The 16,979-nt window shown below is 41.3% G+C and carries 14 protein-coding genes; 6 read left to right on the top strand and 8 right to left on the bottom strand.

Annotated features, from left to right (window positions below; translation table 11 throughout):
- The first annotated feature begins 145 nt into the window (after positions 1-145).
- The gene (locus JMV76_RS12355) at positions 146-1,162 is read left to right on the top strand and encodes a patatin-like phospholipase family protein (RefSeq protein WP_307783674.1); all 1,017 of its coding nucleotides are present in this window, start codon (positions 146-148) and stop codon (positions 1,160-1,162) included.
- 150 nt (positions 1,163-1,312) lie between these two features.
- Here the strand turns inward: JMV76_RS12355 and JMV76_RS12360 are convergent, their stop codons facing one another.
- Complete coding sequence (locus JMV76_RS12360) at positions 1,313-1,900, bottom strand: hypothetical protein (protein ID WP_055125406.1); 588 nt, start codon at positions 1,898-1,900, stop codon at positions 1,313-1,315.
- Positions 1,901-2,416: 516 nt separating this feature from the next.
- Here JMV76_RS12360 and argA point away from each other — a divergent pair.
- Entirely contained in the window at positions 2,417-3,739 is a 1,323-nt protein-coding gene (gene argA, locus JMV76_RS12365) for an amino-acid N-acetyltransferase (protein ID WP_201502893.1), read from the top strand.
- A 96-nt stretch (positions 3,740-3,835) separates the two neighbouring features.
- Here the strand turns inward: argA and JMV76_RS12370 are convergent, their stop codons facing one another.
- The gene (locus tag JMV76_RS12370) at positions 3,836-4,567 is read right to left on the bottom strand and encodes an FKBP-type peptidyl-prolyl cis-trans isomerase (protein WP_055125408.1); all 732 of its coding nucleotides are present in this window, start codon (positions 4,565-4,567) and stop codon (positions 3,836-3,838) included.
- Positions 4,568-5,041: 474 nt separating this feature from the next.
- On the opposite strand from JMV76_RS12370, the gene JMV76_RS12375 reads away from it, so the two are divergent.
- Positions 5,042-6,754, top strand: coding sequence for a mechanosensitive ion channel (locus JMV76_RS12375; RefSeq protein WP_201502894.1), 1,713 nt, complete (start codon positions 5,042-5,044; stop codon positions 6,752-6,754).
- A 101-nt stretch (positions 6,755-6,855) separates the two neighbouring features.
- Here JMV76_RS12375 and JMV76_RS12380 read toward each other — a convergent pair whose 3' ends face one another.
- Complete coding sequence (locus JMV76_RS12380) at positions 6,856-8,271, bottom strand: hypothetical protein (RefSeq protein ID WP_201502895.1); 1,416 nt, start codon at positions 8,269-8,271, stop codon at positions 6,856-6,858.
- Between the two features lie 318 nt (positions 8,272-8,589).
- Between JMV76_RS12380 and JMV76_RS12385 the strand changes: the two genes are divergently transcribed.
- Positions 8,590-9,258, top strand: coding sequence for an SDR family NAD(P)-dependent oxidoreductase (locus JMV76_RS12385; protein WP_201502896.1), 669 nt, complete (start codon positions 8,590-8,592; stop codon positions 9,256-9,258).
- 119 nt (positions 9,259-9,377) lie between these two features.
- Here JMV76_RS12385 and JMV76_RS12390 read toward each other — a convergent pair whose 3' ends face one another.
- From JMV76_RS12390 to JMV76_RS12400, 3 genes are all read right to left on the bottom strand, one after another.
- Entirely contained in the window at positions 9,378-10,073 is a 696-nt protein-coding gene (locus JMV76_RS12390) for a lysophospholipid acyltransferase family protein (protein WP_227690373.1), read from the bottom strand.
- A gap of 149 nt (positions 10,074-10,222) precedes the next feature.
- On the bottom strand, positions 10,223-12,109 hold the full coding sequence (gene parE / locus JMV76_RS12395; RefSeq protein ID WP_201502898.1) for a DNA topoisomerase IV subunit B: 1,887 nt from the start codon (positions 12,107-12,109) through the stop codon (positions 10,223-10,225).
- A 128-nt stretch (positions 12,110-12,237) separates the two neighbouring features.
- Positions 12,238-12,885 (bottom strand): YqiA/YcfP family alpha/beta fold hydrolase, encoded by a 648-nt coding sequence (locus JMV76_RS12400; protein WP_201502899.1) that lies wholly within the window; start codon positions 12,883-12,885, stop codon positions 12,238-12,240.
- 188 nt (positions 12,886-13,073) lie between these two features.
- Here JMV76_RS12400 and JMV76_RS12405 point away from each other — a divergent pair, with 188 nt between their 5' ends.
- Complete coding sequence (locus JMV76_RS12405; RefSeq protein WP_201502900.1) at positions 13,074-13,334, top strand: DUF1289 domain-containing protein; 261 nt, start codon at positions 13,074-13,076, stop codon at positions 13,332-13,334.
- Between the two features lie 87 nt (positions 13,335-13,421).
- Positions 13,422-14,636, top strand: a complete 1,215-nt coding sequence (locus JMV76_RS12410; protein WP_201501528.1) for an IS256 family transposase — start codon at positions 13,422-13,424, stop codon at positions 14,634-14,636.
- Between the two features lie 80 nt (positions 14,637-14,716).
- Here the strand turns inward: JMV76_RS12410 and JMV76_RS12415 are convergent, their stop codons facing one another.
- Positions 14,717-15,823 (bottom strand): PIN domain-containing protein, encoded by a 1,107-nt coding sequence (locus JMV76_RS12415; protein WP_201502901.1) that lies wholly within the window; start codon positions 15,821-15,823, stop codon positions 14,717-14,719.
- An 81-nt stretch (positions 15,824-15,904) separates the two neighbouring features.
- Complete coding sequence (locus tag JMV76_RS12420; RefSeq protein WP_201502902.1) at positions 15,905-16,735, bottom strand: TIR domain-containing protein; 831 nt, start codon at positions 16,733-16,735, stop codon at positions 15,905-15,907.
- Between the last annotated feature and the right edge of the window lie 244 nt (positions 16,736-16,979).

A 16,979-nucleotide genomic window follows, 5' to 3' on the forward strand; every position in this document is an offset into this window, starting at 1 on the left:
TCATTATAGCTGACAATACAATTGCTTATGCTCAGCTATTTAGTAATACTGCGTCAAAAAGCCTGAAAGTCAAACGGCTCATTTGTATCATATCAATAACTGATGTCTTATTTTCCGTATTATCGTCATTTTATAAGGTGTTTTTATGTTCGCTCCTGCCCAGTATCGACAACCTCTTCATAGTCTAAGAGTGCGACATAGTATGAGAATGCTATGCACCAGCTTAATTGCCGTACTCGGATTATCTATCAGCGCTTGTAGCTCTCTAACGCCAGCGCAGCCGTTACCTGAAGCATCTGAAATAGCGCAACCTAACATTGCGTTAGTCTTGGGCGGCGGCGGTGCCAAAGGCTTCGCCCATGTTGGGGTGATTAAAGCACTAGAAGCAAATGGTATTAAGCCCACACTTATCGTTGGCACCAGCGTCGGCAGCTTGGTTGGTGGCCTATATGCGAGCGGTTACACACCAGTACAGCTTGAGCAACTGGCACTGACCACTACAGATAGCGAATTGACAGATTTTGTCTTATCCAATCAAGGTGTCATCGAGGGTATCAAACTCAAGAACTTTATCAACGATAAAGTCGATGGACGAGTAATAGAGGATTTCCCTATCCGCTTTGCAGCAGTCGCGGCGGAGAAGCATACTTTGAAAAAAGCCATTTTTACCACTGGTGATGCGGGGCTTGCCGTTCAGGCATCCTGTAGCGTACCAAATATTTTTATTGCGCCACGTATTCCCGAAAAGGTCGGTAAAAAATATATCGATGGTGGCGTGGTCAGCCTAGTACCTGTCGATAGCGCCCGTGATTTGGGCGCTGATATTGTTATTGCCGTTGATGTGACAGATACTGGTATTAACAATCCTAGCGGTGTGTCTACACTTGATAAGAAATTAAACCTCAACGGATTAAGTAGTTTTTGGGGATTTTTGGAGAGTAATGTCGTAGCCCCGCCAAGCGCCAATCGTGCCTCATCGATGCAGCGTGAACGAGATCGTGCTGATGTGCTGATTACGCCTGCGGTCAGTCATATCAGCTCACTAGATACCAGCCAGCGCCGTGCTCTCATAGCTGCAGGCTCGCAAGCCACTACCGCACAGATGGCTGCCATCAAGCAATTAATCAAAGAAAAATCTAGCCGAAAATATGCGACGCTTTAAGCGCCTTGCAACGGCGTACCAAGATTTCTTATTAACAACCCATAAAAAAGCACCACAGCAACGAGCCGTGATGCTTTTTGTGATTAAACGAATATTAAGCCGGTATTAAATAAATCACCCTGATAAAATACTTAATATTAAATGACTGGCTTATTTCACACGTGCACGGTATTTAACCACTACGGTGTCATTAAGACCAACACCCTCTAAATCCCAGCGTACCGCTTTATAATACTTTAATGGAATTTCTTGCAGTTGGTTATCCACTTTTCCACGTAATGGCATACGGGCAAAAGTATTGCCGTCTGCACTGCCGTATGGAAATTCAGGTGATACTGTACGCAATAACTCTACCTGCTCAGGGATACTCATCGTCACGGTCATTTTTCGGACGCGATCTGCATTGGTATTGGTAAAATAACCTTGGTACTCCAAAACATTACCTGATTGTAGGCGCGTACTAGCATTCACCGGAGCCAAAACCTCTTGACCGTTTGCATCAACGCTAATCAATGACGCGGTAATTTTACTATTGACGGCCTGTGCACTCGAGTTGCTGCTTTTAGTAGCATTGGTCTGTACAGCTGCCGAACTATCGACCGCTTGTTCTGGCGTCGGTAGCATTGCCGAGGCTTGCGTCACTACCATCGCACCGATGAGCGTACCAGCCACAACGTGGAATAAGCGATGTCCGCTCCAAGCACTAAATGGGCTAGCAAATTGGTTACTTTTTTTCATGGTTTTCATTATCCCTGGTTAATATGTCGGTAAAACGCAGCTGGTAAAACTTGAATGACTTTTGATATATATTGAATCGTTGATAGGCAGCGCAATTTAGACGGAACATACCCACTTATAAGAAACATGTTATAAGAAACACGACTAATTATAAATGATTGACTGTTATAGTACTGGCAGACCTAGTATCGCTGCTGATTGTAGTGACAGCTAATGGCAAGCGCTGCTGGCGTCTATCTTGTCATAGCTGGTAAGCTTAGCGTATAAAGTTCTTATTTTTATTGATTATCTTCGTTCATCGCCTGTAAAGCAATAGCGTTTAGCATAGCAAAAAGTGTTTGTACGTACACTAACCCCGTGTTGAGGTTGTGTATATCGTCCATCCGTGATAAAAATTGATTGATACTACTGAAATAAAAGATAGCTCATAACGGCGTTTTTTGCTATGGTAATTCTTTAGCGATAGGCATTTTTTGCTACGCCCCTTTTCTTATTCTCACTACTATTGCCCTTATTATGACTACTAGCGCCATGCCCCAAATCAACCCTGAATACGTCCATTGGTTCCGTAACTCTGCCCCCTACATCAATACCCATCGCGGCAAAACGTTCGTGATTATGTTTGGTGGTGAGGCGGTCAATCATCCAAATTTCAGCACCCTTATTCATGATTTTGCGCTACTGCATAGCTTAGGTATCAAGCTGGTATTGGTACATGGAGCGCGACCGCAAATCGAAAAGAACTTAAAAGATGCTGACATTACCTCCCCACTGCATCAAGACATTCGAATTACACCGCGCGTGGCGATGCCTGCTATTTTACAAGCGGTAGGCGCTATTCGCCTGCAACTCGAAGCGCAGCTGTCGATGGGACTGGCCAATTCACCTATGTATGGTTCACGCATCGATGCCATTTCAGGCAATTTTGTGACCGCACGTCCTTACGGTATTCGTGATGGTATCGATTACCAAATGACTGGCGAAGTGCGCTCTATCGATGTTGAGGCCATCAAAAACAACCTGCTACACGACCATATTGTGATTTTAGGCTCAATGGGTTATTCAGCGACTGGTGAAGTCTTTAATTTGTTGGCTGAAGACGTGGCGCTCAGTGCGGCTGTGGCACTGGGTGCTGATAAGCTTATCTTCTTGGGCGAAGAAGCAGGCATCAATGACGATGATCGCTTACTAAGAGAGATGATTCCTAATGAAGTCGATCGCTTCTTACGTGATCGTGATTTAAATTGCGAGATCAATTATTTCTTAAATTGTGCCAGTTTGGCTTGCCGCCAAGGCGTCCATCGCACCCATATTATCTCGTATGCCAAAGACGGTGCCTTATTAGAAGAGCTATTCACTCGCGATGGCTCTGGTACTCTTATCAGCCATGACCCTTACGAAGAGATTCGTCGTGCCAATATTGACGATGTGGTCGGACTGATTGAGCTGTTATCACCGCTAGAAGAGCAAGGCATATTAGTCAGCCGCTCACGCGAACGCTTAGAGCAAGAGATTGATAATTATAGTGTCATTGAGCGTGATGGTATGATTTTGGGCTGCGCGGCGCTATATCCATTAGATACAGAATCAGCAGAAGTTGCCTGTGTCGCCGTACATCCCGATTATCGTAGCGGTAGTCGCGGTGCGGACTTACTGGCATTTTTAGAGCAACAAGCGCGCAGTCATGGTCTACACAGGTTGTTTGTGTTAACGACACGGACGGCACATTGGTTCGTTGAGCAAGGCTTTGCCGAAGTCGAGGCCAGCGCGCTACCTGCATCGCGTCAAGAAAAATACCATAATGGTCGTAATTCTAAAGTCTTTCAAAAAACTCTTTAGATGCTCAATTTCTAATCATAAAAAAGCCCTCATAATATTATAAGGGCTTTTTTATGATTAGAATTTAACACTATTCACTAGGGTGTGTACTAAGTATTATTTTACTTTTAATAGCTCCACCGTAAAGATAAGCGTGCTGTTAGGCTCGATACCTGCGTTACCCGCTTCGCCATAAGCAATATCTGATGGGATATAAAACTCGTATTTGCCGCCCTCTTTCATCAGTTGTAGACCTTCTGTCCAGCCAGCGATGACTTGGTTCAACGGGAACTCAATTGGCTCACCGCGCTCATAAGAGCTATCAAATACCGTACCATCGATTAACTTACCTTCGTAGTTTACTTCAACCACGTCAGTCGCTTTTGGTGATTTACCCGTACCTGCGGTGATAACTTTGTACTGTAAGCCAGAAGCCGTTTCTTTGACACCTTCTTTTTTAGCGTTTTCTGCTAAGAATGCAGCGCCTTTGGTTTTGTTTTCTCCAGCTTTTGTTTCCATGTCTTTAACGAACTTTTCTTCTTGCTCTTTTTGATAAGTCGTTAATACTTCCTGCATTTGTTCTTGGGTCAATGCTGATTCGTTGCCTTCATAACCATCACGGAAGCCTTTTTCAAAGGTATCAAGATTCAGGTCACCGACCGCTTCTTTGTTACCTTCAGCCATCATGAAGCCTAAGCTATAACCTACTTTTTCATTTGCTGAGCTTTGCTCGGTGATTGAAACGCTTTTAGCAGCTGTCTCTTGGTTACCGTTATTTGTGCTACAGCCTGTTACCAACAACATAGCACTAGCAAGTGCACCAACGCTTAAAGTAGTGATTTTTTTCATAAAGTACTCTCAAATTGTAAGGATAGTGGCGAGATGTCACATGTTCCTATAATAACAAATCTTAGTTTTAGGAACCATGTTTGCCGTCAAATTATCGGGCGAATGTACAGTCTATGTTAATATTTCTCATCATAATAACAAGTTATCACACAAATACAGTAACACGTTAAGCTTTCTATCTTTAAATCCACTAATACATCAGCTAAGCTAAATTAGTTAAGGTGATAAGTAACCGAGTGTACGTCTTTATCATGGATGATTAACATTGGCAGTAGAGCAATTAACACGAGGGAAACTAACGTTTTTTGATAAGGTTTTTTGATAAGGTTATCTACTCAAAAATTATAATATCACCGCATAACTTACTTTAAAAATACTATTAATTATAACCATCTATGTATTGGTTTCGCTCAACAATAGCTGTACTGATAATATTGTTGAGTGGCTTTCGTATGATGATTAAAGGAGGATAAGATGAATCCAATGTACACATCTTTTAACGGTTATCTTGGTGGGCCGATCGGCTCTATTATTGGTGCTATTTTAATATTTATTATTGGTTGGCTAGTCGCATTGGGTATCGCAGCACTGGTTCGTAATGTATTATCTAGAGTCAATCTGAACCAACGCATGAACTCTTCAACGGGTAAGACCTACGATTTAGAAGGTATTATCTCTAAGATTGTATTTTGGTTCATCTTTATCATCGCGATTTCTGGGGCGCTGAATCAATTGAATTTGAACTCAATCTCGACACCGTTTGCAAATATGGTCGATCAAGTCCTAGCCTTTATCCCTAATCTTATCGGCGCTATCGCTGTGGGTATTATTGGTTGGGTCTTGGCTACTGTTGCACGCACAGCTATCAACGCGGCATTGGCGAAAACGTCAATGGATGAGCGTTTAAGTGCTCAGGCAGGTGTAAAACCAATGAGTAGCACGATTGCCGATATGGTTTATTGGTTCATCTTGTTGGTTGTTTTAACGATGGTATTGGGTAAATTAGAGCTTGATGGTTTATTTGCTCCATTGACTAATATGGTTGATAAAATCTTTAGCTTTATCCCTAACATCCTCATTGCAGGTGTTGTCTTTGTCGTCGGTTATATCATTGCCAAAGTGGTACGCGGCATTGTGACCAACCTTGTGTCTACTTTTAATGTTCAAGAACTGGCTACAAAAGCAGGTTTAAGCGAAAAAAATAGCTTGCCTAATATCGCTGGTTCATTGGCATTTTTAGTAGTGATCATTCCAACTATTATTGCTGCATTAAACGCATTAAAAATTGAAGTGATTGCTCGTCCTGCGACAAACATGCTTAACAAAATCATGGAAGCATTGCCAAACATCTTTATGGCAGTTGCAATTTTAGTCGTGACCTTCTATGTGGTACGCATGGTTGCCAATATCATCAAAGGTTTGATCGAAAACACTGAGATTAATCAATTGCCTGCGAAAGTTGGTTTACAAGAAACGATGGGCGATAAGAGAGTCTCTGACCTTGTTGGTTATGCGATTATCTTCTTTGCGATGTTATTTGCCTCAATTGCCGCCGCTGACTTGCTAGGTTTTGAGCCTATCTCTGCCATTATCGCCATGTTTATTGCGTTTGGTGCCAACATTATCTTGGGCGCAATTATCCTATTTATTGGCTTCTGGCTTGCCAATATCATTGCAGGTGTCGTTGAGCGTTCTGAGCAAGGCTCACAATTCTTAGCAAACATCGTTCGTGTACTAATCATGGGTTTAGTACTTGCCATGGGTCTAAAAGCGATGGGTATTGCTGACTCTATCGTTAACCTAGCCTTTGGTCTAACACTAGGTGCCGTAGCGGTAGCCTTTGCCCTTTCATTTGGTCTTGGTGGTCAAGAAGCCGCTGCACGTTTCCTACGTAAAATGCAGGATAAAATGGACAAAGAACGTGAAGAAGCTAAAGCGAAATCTGCTCTTCATGCTAGCTCAAGTACACAAGAAAAAGTTGCTGACTCAGTTCGAGAGAACACTCCTGCTGCTTCAGGTACAATGACTAGTGACTTCCCTACTAGCACTGGCGATACCAACAATCTTAGTACGGGTCATGTAGATATTACTCACGTTGAAACAAGTGATGACGATATCGACACTGGTTCAGATCTAGCGCCAAGTAATAAAGGCTTTACTGATATTGATAATAACGACTTAAAATAAGTCATCGTTAACGATATATTTTGAATAAAAAAAGACAGCCTAGGCTGTCTTTTTTTATGGCGTAAATTTATTTTCTACAAAACATCGCTACAAAATCATATTCAGGACTTGGTCTTCCGTGCAGGTATATTCAAATTTAATTGCATTCGCATTGGCTCATTGTTACTTGCTGATAAATTATTTGCTGTTTGCTGTTTATGCTGTTGGTTTAAGCGCTGTAATTGTTTGGTCAGCTGCCGCTCACGCTGGGTCATCGGATCAACGGGTTGAATCCATAAATCTATATCAATAAAGGTGTCATTAGACTCGTCAATAAAATCAATGCCCAATACAATCACATGATGCAGCTCGGCTATTGGCAGGCGGCTCGCAACATCCTGTGCAATCCTTGCTAAGTTTGGCTGAATAGCCTGTTTACTGTGTTGGCTCTCAACATCTTGCCCATAAAATATTAATACATAATGCCTTCCCAAGCTCTCATAAGAGTGCTGATGGACGACATAACCTTCTTTTTGCAGACCATGTGCTTGTTTAGGATGCCTATATAGAGTTCGAACCAGCTCATGGCGTGAAAATAAAGACTCATCCAATAACTGCTGTTGCCAATAACAGCGTTTTGTTCCTAGTGTCTCTTTATCAGCATTGTCTAGTACTTCTGCATCGAGCATCTCTATCATTTGGGTGCTTAACTGCGACCACAGAGCTGCCGCTTGCGCCATATGCTGATGATACATCTGCGCAGTCGTGCTTTTGTTTTTGTAGGCAAGTGTCATAGCGACTAATGCAGGATTGGGCTCATCTTGCACCTCGTACTTGATGAGTGCATTATCTACTGCGATAGCGTCCCTAAATAAAGTAGGGCTATGTAAAAACTGAGTGACTAGATCTGCTTCTGATTCAAAGCTAATGACATGATTACTGGCTGAATACTGTAATTGCCCTAAACGATAATGCAAAAATCGCCATAACTCGCATGGTGCTTGTAGGCTTGCTAATATCGCCTGCCAGTCATGCCAGCTAAAAACTTGTAGCTGCTGCATACTGTCGCTCATATCCACCACCAAATCTTCCATAAAATAGCGGACACCAAAGCCATGAATGAGCCGTTTTAGGGATTGTCGTTGCTGGTTATTTATCTTAATTTTATTGATTTCTTCAGCTTTATCGGTGCGCTGAATATCAAAAACTAAAATATTATGGCTAATGTTGTCGTTATTTTTATGCTGAGCAAGATATGTCTTGTGCCATATGAGCGCGGCCTTTACTACCGCCATACGCGCAGCTTTAATATCGACCAGACTACTTTTAGCAGGCAAATATAATATGAGCTCAAGTAATGATAGGTTACCTAGTGGCAATTGATAGTGATATTGCTGAGCACGGTAACACGCGTCATATTTATGCTCAAGATGCTGCATATTGGCCAAAGCAATATCTACAGCCTCTTTCTGCAAATAGCAGGTCAACTCATTAACAAGACAATCATTATCAGATAGGGTAATAGATGAGTCAGACACAGTGTTAACCTTTTATTATCGAATGGACGCGTTGTATAGTAAGTTGCTATTGATGAGCATAACACTAGAGCATGTTGAATATTCGCAAATGTTTTTGCTATAACGACAGGCTACCGACGAAAAACTTAACAAAATAAGCCTTATTAAATGCAGTCGCTTTCAGGGCAATGAGTTGTTATGATAATAGCAAAGTAGCATGATTTGCAGTCAAACTTATCGCTTATGGGCTGCCTTTGATTACATTTTTTAGAGACATTTTTTAGAGTCATTTATTAAAACTATTTAATGACCATCATATAATAAAAAGGATTGAACGTTATGAAACGCTTTAAAGAGAAAACTGTCATTATAACAGGTGCAGATTCTGATATTGGTCGTGCAACGGCGCTTAGATTTGCACAAGAAGGGGCGAATTGTATAATCGTTGGTATTAATAACGATATTTTAGAATACATCTACGAGGATCTGCCACAGGATCATACATGGATCAATACAGGTAACCACCTTACCGTAACCAGTGATATTAATGATTTGACCCAAACGGCAAGATTAATAGAGCATGTACGCGATAAATATAAACATATTGATGTGATGGTCAATATAGATACTGCGGTCGGCATTCATCAGTCAGTTATTCCAGAACTGATAAAAACACAAGGCAATATCGTTAATGTGTCAACGCTAACGGAGATATCAGCAGACTGGAATATAGAGACCTATAAAGCTAGACAAAAGAATTTGACTGATGTTACAAAGAAGCTGGCATTAGAGAATATACCAAATAATGTACGTATTAATGCCGTATCTGCTGGATTGGTGGCAACGGATATCAGTCCAAATCCATTTATTACCCACTCTCCACTAGGGAAGACAGCGACACCGTTTGATGTAACCGCCGCTGTGATGTTTTTAGCCAGTGATGACGCTGCCATCATTACTGGTATGAATTTACCTGTCGATGGCGGGGTGAGTACGTTTAATAGCTAACTCAATGCTTAGTTTTTTAGCCATTCTTAAAACTCATCACCGCAAACAAAAGACCCCCTGACATTAATCTGTCAGGGGGTCTTAATATAATACAGATACTCATAACTCATTTAAAAACTTTATTCAGCTGAATTATTGATATCTTGTAATGGTTGAGATAAGCGCTCGGGATGTCTTGGTATCACCCCTTTATACTGAGCATAAATTTTTGGTAAATCCGCTTCGATATCACCACTAGGATAAACCAACGACATAAAGCGTATTTCTTTGGTTTTGTAATCCATCGCTACCGGCAAAATAGGTACACCAGCGCCCACTGCTAAATAATAGAAGCCTGATTTCCAAGTTTCAGTATATTGACGAGTGCCTTCTGGTGCTAAACCCAAAAATAGTGGCTTGCCTGTTTTGAACTTATCAATACTTGCTTGCAGCACTGAGCCTTTATCACTACGATCAATGGGAATGACCCCTATCCAGCTTAATAGCTGAGCAAATACTGGCACTTTAAATAACGTATGCTTACCCATAATACTGATTTTTAAATCTAAGGCAAATAAACTGGGTATCGCATAAACCCCATCGACATTCGAAGTATGCGGCAGCGCTAAAACTACAGCTTGTGAAATATTTGGAATCTCTCCAACCGTACGCCAACCCGCAGCTTTTAGCATAGCTGAGGCAATCACTGGCGCAATTTTATTACCGCGTTTCGGAACTAAACTACCCAGCTGCTTTTTACTAAGCTTGGGCAATATATTAGAGTTTACAGACTGAGAAGCATCAGCTTTTGAGCGATTAAATAACTTTGATGTCATGACGGCACCACATAATAAAAGATACCTACATAATAACATTAAGCTTATACAACTAAATTGAATTTTATAGGCTTTTATTGCTTGCCAGCTTACCGGTTTATAAACTTATATAAATATATAGCTATTGATGGACATATCCATCAAGCCCATTAGGATATATCAGCCAAATTGCCTTTATTCTCAAGCCAAACCTTGCGATCAGCAGCACGTTTTTTAGCCAGCAGCATATCCATCACGCTATTGGTCAGCACCATGTCATCCATATCTAGCTGAACTAAACGCCGAGTATCACGGTTCATGGTCGTCTCACGTAACTGCTCTGCACTCATTTCACCCAAGCCTTTAAAACGGGTAATCTGCGCTTTTTTATTGCCCGTCACATTGGCCAAAATGTGCTGAAGCTCAGGCTCATCTAACGCATAATGCACCTCTTTGCCCACATCCACGCGATACAATGGCGGCATGGCGACAAATAAATGACCCGCATCCACCAAGGCAGGAAAATGCTTCACAAATAAGGCGCAAATCAGCGTGGCGATATGCAGACCATCAGAATCCGCATCCGCTAAGATACAGACTTTGTCATAACGCAGCTCAGACAGATCGTCAGATGCAGGATCGACACCGATAGCAATAGCGATATCATGAATCTCTTGACTCGATAACACCGTATCTGATGACACCTCCCACGTATTTAGAATTTTCCCACGCAAAGGTAAAATCGCCTGATAGTGGCGATCGCGTGCTTGCTTAGCACTACCGCCCGCAGAATCCCCTTCTACTAAAAACAGCTCAGCACCATCACGCAAATCACCACGACAGTCTGCCAACTTACCCGGCAATGCAGGACCTTGCGTGATTTTCTTACGGGCGACTTTTTTGGCAGACTTGAGACGACGTCCAGCTTTATTAATCGCCAGCTCTGCGATTTGAGTACCCATATCGGCATGCTGATTTAACCACAGACTAAAGGCATCTTTTGCCAATGTCTGTACTGCCCCAGCAGCTTCGCGGCTAGATAAGCGCTCTTTGGTTTGACCTGAAAACTGCGGTTCAGAAAATTTAAGCGACAGAATATAGTTCACCCCATCCCAGACATCTTCTGCCGTTAGCTTAACACTCCGTGGTAGCAAATTATGAATATCGCAAAACTCACGCAATGCCTCTAAGATACCAGTACGCAGACCATTGACGTGCGTACCGCCCTGAGCCGTCGGGATAAGGTTCACATAACTTTCTTGAATCGGCGTGCCACCATCAGGCAACCAAGACAAGGCAAAGGTAATAGCAGCACGTTCGCCCGCTTTCGCATCGTAATTATAATAAAACGGGGCTTCAGGTAAAGTTTCTAAACCATCCAACTGTTCGCTTAGATATTCGACCACTCCGTCAGTAAACTGCCAAACCACCTTTTCATTATTAATATCATCGACAAATTCAATCGTCAGCCCAGCTGCCAACACCGCTTTGGCTTTTAGATTGTGCTTGAGCTGTTTTACATTAAATTTAGGCGTATCAAAAAAGCGACCATCTGCCCAAAAATGCACTCTGGTACCACGTTTGCGTTTGTTTGAGCTGATTGCTTCAGTGAGCGGCGTAACTGGTGCGCCATTTTCAAACGCCATATCAAACTGTGTACTATCACGCCATACCGTCACCTCAACACGTGTTGATAACGCATTGACGACAGAAATACCCACACCATGCAGACCGCCTGACACTTCATAATTAGAAGTCGAAAACTTACCACCGGCATGCAAACGGGTCAAAATCAGCTCAATGCCCGATTGATTAAATTCAGGATGAATATCAGTCGGCATACCGCGCCCATCATCCTCAACTGACAATGAGCCATCACTATGGAGCTGCACCTTGATGGTTTTAGCATAACCCGCCAACGCTTCATCAACTGAGTTATCAATAACCTCTTGCGCCAGATGGTTCGGGCGCGTGGTATCGGTATACATACCTGGACGACGACGTACTGGCTCAAGTCCTTCTAAAACTTCTAACGATTGCGCATTATATTGACTCACAAATGCATCCTTAACGATTCATGTCTGATTAATTCTATTCAACCATTATAACCAAAAATAGCGACGTTAAGGTTAATAGTCCATCGCTCACGTCATATAATGTCGCCTGTTTGTAGTGGTCAACTAATTTAGACTCGTACTAAATCTTGTAGCATATTTATCACCATAAGCAACTGCTCACCAAAGTCACTAAACCGATGATCCCCACCCGCTTGTAAAGTAACCGTACTCCCTTGCTGTTCATAAAAGGCTTTAGACAATTCAGGATTTAATAACTCATCGTCTTCTTTGATAAATACCGCAATTTTTTTAGGATAATGAATTTCTGATAACTGATGATCTGCAAACCATTGCAAATCCGCAGAAGTAATATCCCAACCACCAGCAGTCGTATAGAGAATTTGATTCTTTGGCAATTCATCTTCGCCTTGACCTTCATCACTATCGTTATTTAGCAGTAAGTCATGAGCAAAGCGCTGTAATGTCACATGTGGCTGAGTACTAGGATTTAATAGTAAAGCCGCACAGCCTGTATGATTGCTTACCAAGGTAGAAAAATACCCACCCAATGAGCTACCAACGAACACAACTTTTGAATCGCTGCCCCATTCTTCAACTAAACTTATCAATTTATCGAACACGTCTTGTGGCGATTTATTCAGATCAGGACGCAGTACATTGATATCAGGATGGTGACGCTGGCAGTATTTTTCTAATAGCATTCCCTTGGTAGAGTTCGCATCACTGTCCAGTCCATGGATATAAATCAAGTTCACGTATCATCTCACTTATTAATTTTGTTATGATTATCTTATATAGGCTAGTGACGCTAAGCATAGCACCCGCTAAACAAAAATAATAACGATAAAACGGCACACCATTAGTCAGTATTTGCGACATAATAATATTGTCATGATAGTTTTATGCAAGTCAAAGGAATGACGATAATAGCAATGGAGTCGCCATGAACCAACAGTTTGAGCTGTTTGAGATTGCCAATCCATGTATTGGTCTTTGCCAAAGCAATAAAAAAGGCTATTGCTTCGGTTGCCTGCGCAGTCGCATGGAACGCCAGCGATGGCATGATATGACGACAGAGCAGCAACGCGAGGTGCTAAGGCTTATCGCAGGACGTAAGCTGCGTATAGAGCAAATGAGACAGCGTAAGGGCGAGCAGTTGGGATTTGATTTTGAAGAAGTGATTGAGGTTGGTGAGTTGTTTTGAGAGTATTTGTGATGTGAATTTGAGCATTGAAGAGCCTTTCCTAAAAACTGTGTAACTGCTTATAATCCACTAACCGGAGAATAAGCAATGACTACTCAATCTGACATTAAAAAACTGGCCGAGCAAATGGCTGGTAGCATGAAAAGCTTTGATGACATCAAAGACTTCCAAAAGCAGCTCATGCAATCCTTTATCGATACTGCCTTAGAGGCTGAGATGGAAGACCATCTCGGCTATCCCAAGCATGAAAAGGCGGATAAACCTAATAAGCGTAACGGTCACACTAAAAAGACCGTCCGCAGTGACACAGGCGATCTTGAGATCTCCACCCCAAGAGACCGTCATGGTGACTTTGAACCTACACTCGTGCGCAAGCATCAAACCCGTATTAGTGGCCTTGATGACAAGATCATATTCCTTTACGCCAAGGGTCAAACCACCACCGAGATCGTAGAGAGCATTAAAGAGCTCTACGATGTCGACATCTCAAGCTCTCTTGTCTCAAGAGTCACCGATAACATATTAGAGGACATCACCGCTTGGCAGAACCGGCCGCTGAGCAGTGTTTATCCTATCGTCTATTTGGACTGCATCGTCGTGAAGATACGTCAAGACAAGCAGATCATCAACAAGGCGATCTATCTGGCCTTAGGCGTGGGACTCGACGGCAGAAAAGAGCTGCTTGGTATGTGGCTCTCAGAGAATGAAGGCGCTAAGTTCTGGCTAGGCGTTCTCACTGAACTACAAAACCGCGGGGTACAAGATATCCTCATTGCCTGTGTCGATGGTTTAAAGGGCTTCCCTGATGCTATCAACACCGTTTATCCAAACGCTCAGGTTCAGCTGTGTATCGTGCATATGCTGCGCTATTCAATGAAGTTTGTGCCATGGACGGATAAGAAGAAAGTAGCGGCTGATTTAAAAGCCATCTACGGAGCTGATACGCTTGAGATAGCCGAGGCCAATCTTGAACACTTTGATGAGACTTGGGGCACAGAGTACCCGCACGTGGTCAAGTCTTGGCGCAATAACTGGGAGGGCTTAACGGTGTTCTTTAATTACCCTAAAGACATCAGAAAAGCCATTTATACCACCAATGCTATTGAGTCTTTAAACAGCGTGATTCGGACAGCGGTGAATAAGCGTAAGGTGTTCCCCTCTGATCAGGCAGCATTCAAAGTGGTGTACTTAGCCACCCAGCAGGCATCCAAAAAGTGGTCGATGCCAATCCGTAACTGGACGTCTGCTCTGAATCGTTTTATGATTATGTTTGATGATCGTATCAGCAGGCATTTAATCTAAATGGCAGTTACACAGAATCTGGGATGGTCTCGCATTGAAATACACTTCAGCTAATTACAATTATTTAAATAAATCAATTTTTATTCACCATTTAAATCTAGAGATCTAATACTTAGTAGTTCGCTATTTTCTTCACTTAATTCAAATGCTGAATCATTAAAGTATAATTCTATTATCTCTGCATTTGCTCTTATACCGTCCATATAGTCAATATTTATATAAGCTGAAAAATTTTCTGTATGTTTTCTTGTTATATCGTTGTAGAGAACAAACATATATCTTTTATCCTCAGAATCCCAAGGTGAACGATCATAATCCATAATTGAATAATGAGCTTGTAAAATAACTTCAAAATCTATTTCGTATTCAACATTTTCAACAGATACTGAAATAATATTCTTATGAGTTATGCAAACAGACTTAATATCTACTTGGTAAATTTCATCATCAAAACTAATAGCCTCATCAGAGTAAAACTCACCTTCATTAATTTTCGCTTTAGCGAAAGCGATTATTTCAGCTTCTAATTGGTCAAAAACACTATCTGCAAATTTTACAGGCTCTTCTAACTCTTTTTCCTTTCTTACAACCAAATCTAAAAACTCATCAACTCTTTTTAGATGAATTAGGTTTTCTAGATTGTCAGCATATTTTTCCATATCGTTATCATCACTAATAACGTATAAAACATGTCCTCTATCTTTGCTTACCTTAGATATAGCCTCTAAGACAAACGCATCTGGAAATTCTGATTTTTTACTCCCCACATCAAACGGAGCTTCTGAATTGAAGTATTTTTCAAAAATAACAGTAGCATCCACACTAGCTATATCAACAATCTCCGCCGAGCTTCTATCTATAAAATCTTCAAAATTTTGTAAAGCTACTTCATAAATATCATTTGCTTTTACAATATCAAAAATACCGTGGCACGGAAGATCAGGAGTGTTTCTTAAAAACATTGCTTCCTTTTGTACTTTCTTAATAGCCCTACCTGAATCTTCTGACTTAGAGAATAAATGAGCTTTTATTTCATTGATCGTAATTTGAGTTATCAAGAGATGGATTCTTTTTGACTCAAGATAATCGCAAAGCTTACCTAACGCATGTTCAGTAAATTGGTAATTCTTGCTTTCATATGCCGATGTATCAATAAATACTAATCTACTTTCTAATTCACTACTCATAACTTTCCTTATAATATACGTTATGCTTCACTCTGTAGCTCATTTTTAGCAAAACAGAGAATTAGTCTCAAAATGTCGATATTAAAACGGAACATTGTCACCAAAGCTTTCTATTGGCTTAGATATTTTGGGTTGAAGAACTTCTTCATTGTTTAAAAGCTCATCTACGCCTAACTCGGTAATTGAATATGCGTAAAAATCGTAACCATCCTGATGATCTGTTTCTATAGATTTATCAATTAGTCCCATACGTTCAAGCTTGATAAGCGATATTTGAAGAACAGCTTCGTCAACACCACGGAAATTATTAAATATTCTATGGAACGGTAAGCCGATCGGATCAGCAACGTAACTTTGAAGGCAGATTGCTAAAAATTTATAGTCTTGTACTTTTAACTTATAGGTCGCTGGATTAGCAATGATTGTTCTAGATTCAGAAAGACTAGCGTGATTTATGAGTCCTAATCGTTCTACCTCAGATTTAATTAAAGAACATGCTCTGTTAGTCGCAGAAATCAAATCCCCATCAGAGCGATTTGCATCGAAGTCCGTAGGAGTTACTCCCAATAAGTCAGTTGGCAAGTGCATTTCTATATCACGCGGCTTCAAAACAAAAGAGCGAGACTTCCCAATTGCGCCAACAAATAGACCCATCTCGAATATTACGTTGTCCCTGACTATATGCTCGTTTCTATTTCTAATCGTAGCAATGTCATCAGGTGCGAAAATAAACAACGCAAAATCTACAGTAGAGGATTTCTCTACTAGATCTTCGATTGTTGAAGACGATAGCTTGAACGTACCGTTCTTCCAAATGGTGACTTCAAAATCATGGTCAAGATTTACATTCACAGCCTCAGCAATTGGAAGGCTTTCAACCGAAGATGCAATAAATAATCGTGGTTTTCTCAACTCATAATCTCCATAATTCCTTGACTGCTAATAAGTTATTATCCTCAATTGTAGATGATATGAATGCTAAAAGGTATGAATTATCACATTCTTAAAGTATGAGCATGGTTAAAAATCAACCCCCACGCAACCCCCCCCTTTGAAATAAGTCGTAAGGGGTTTTACTTTAGGATTTGCTGTGTAGGTCGCTAGGAATAAAAGATAAAAAAAAGAGCCATCCTGTTAAGGATGGCTCTTTTTAAGT

It is taken from the genome of Psychrobacter cibarius (assembly GCF_904845955.1).
Lineage (GTDB): Bacteria > Pseudomonadota > Gammaproteobacteria > Pseudomonadales > Moraxellaceae > Psychrobacter > Psychrobacter cibarius_B.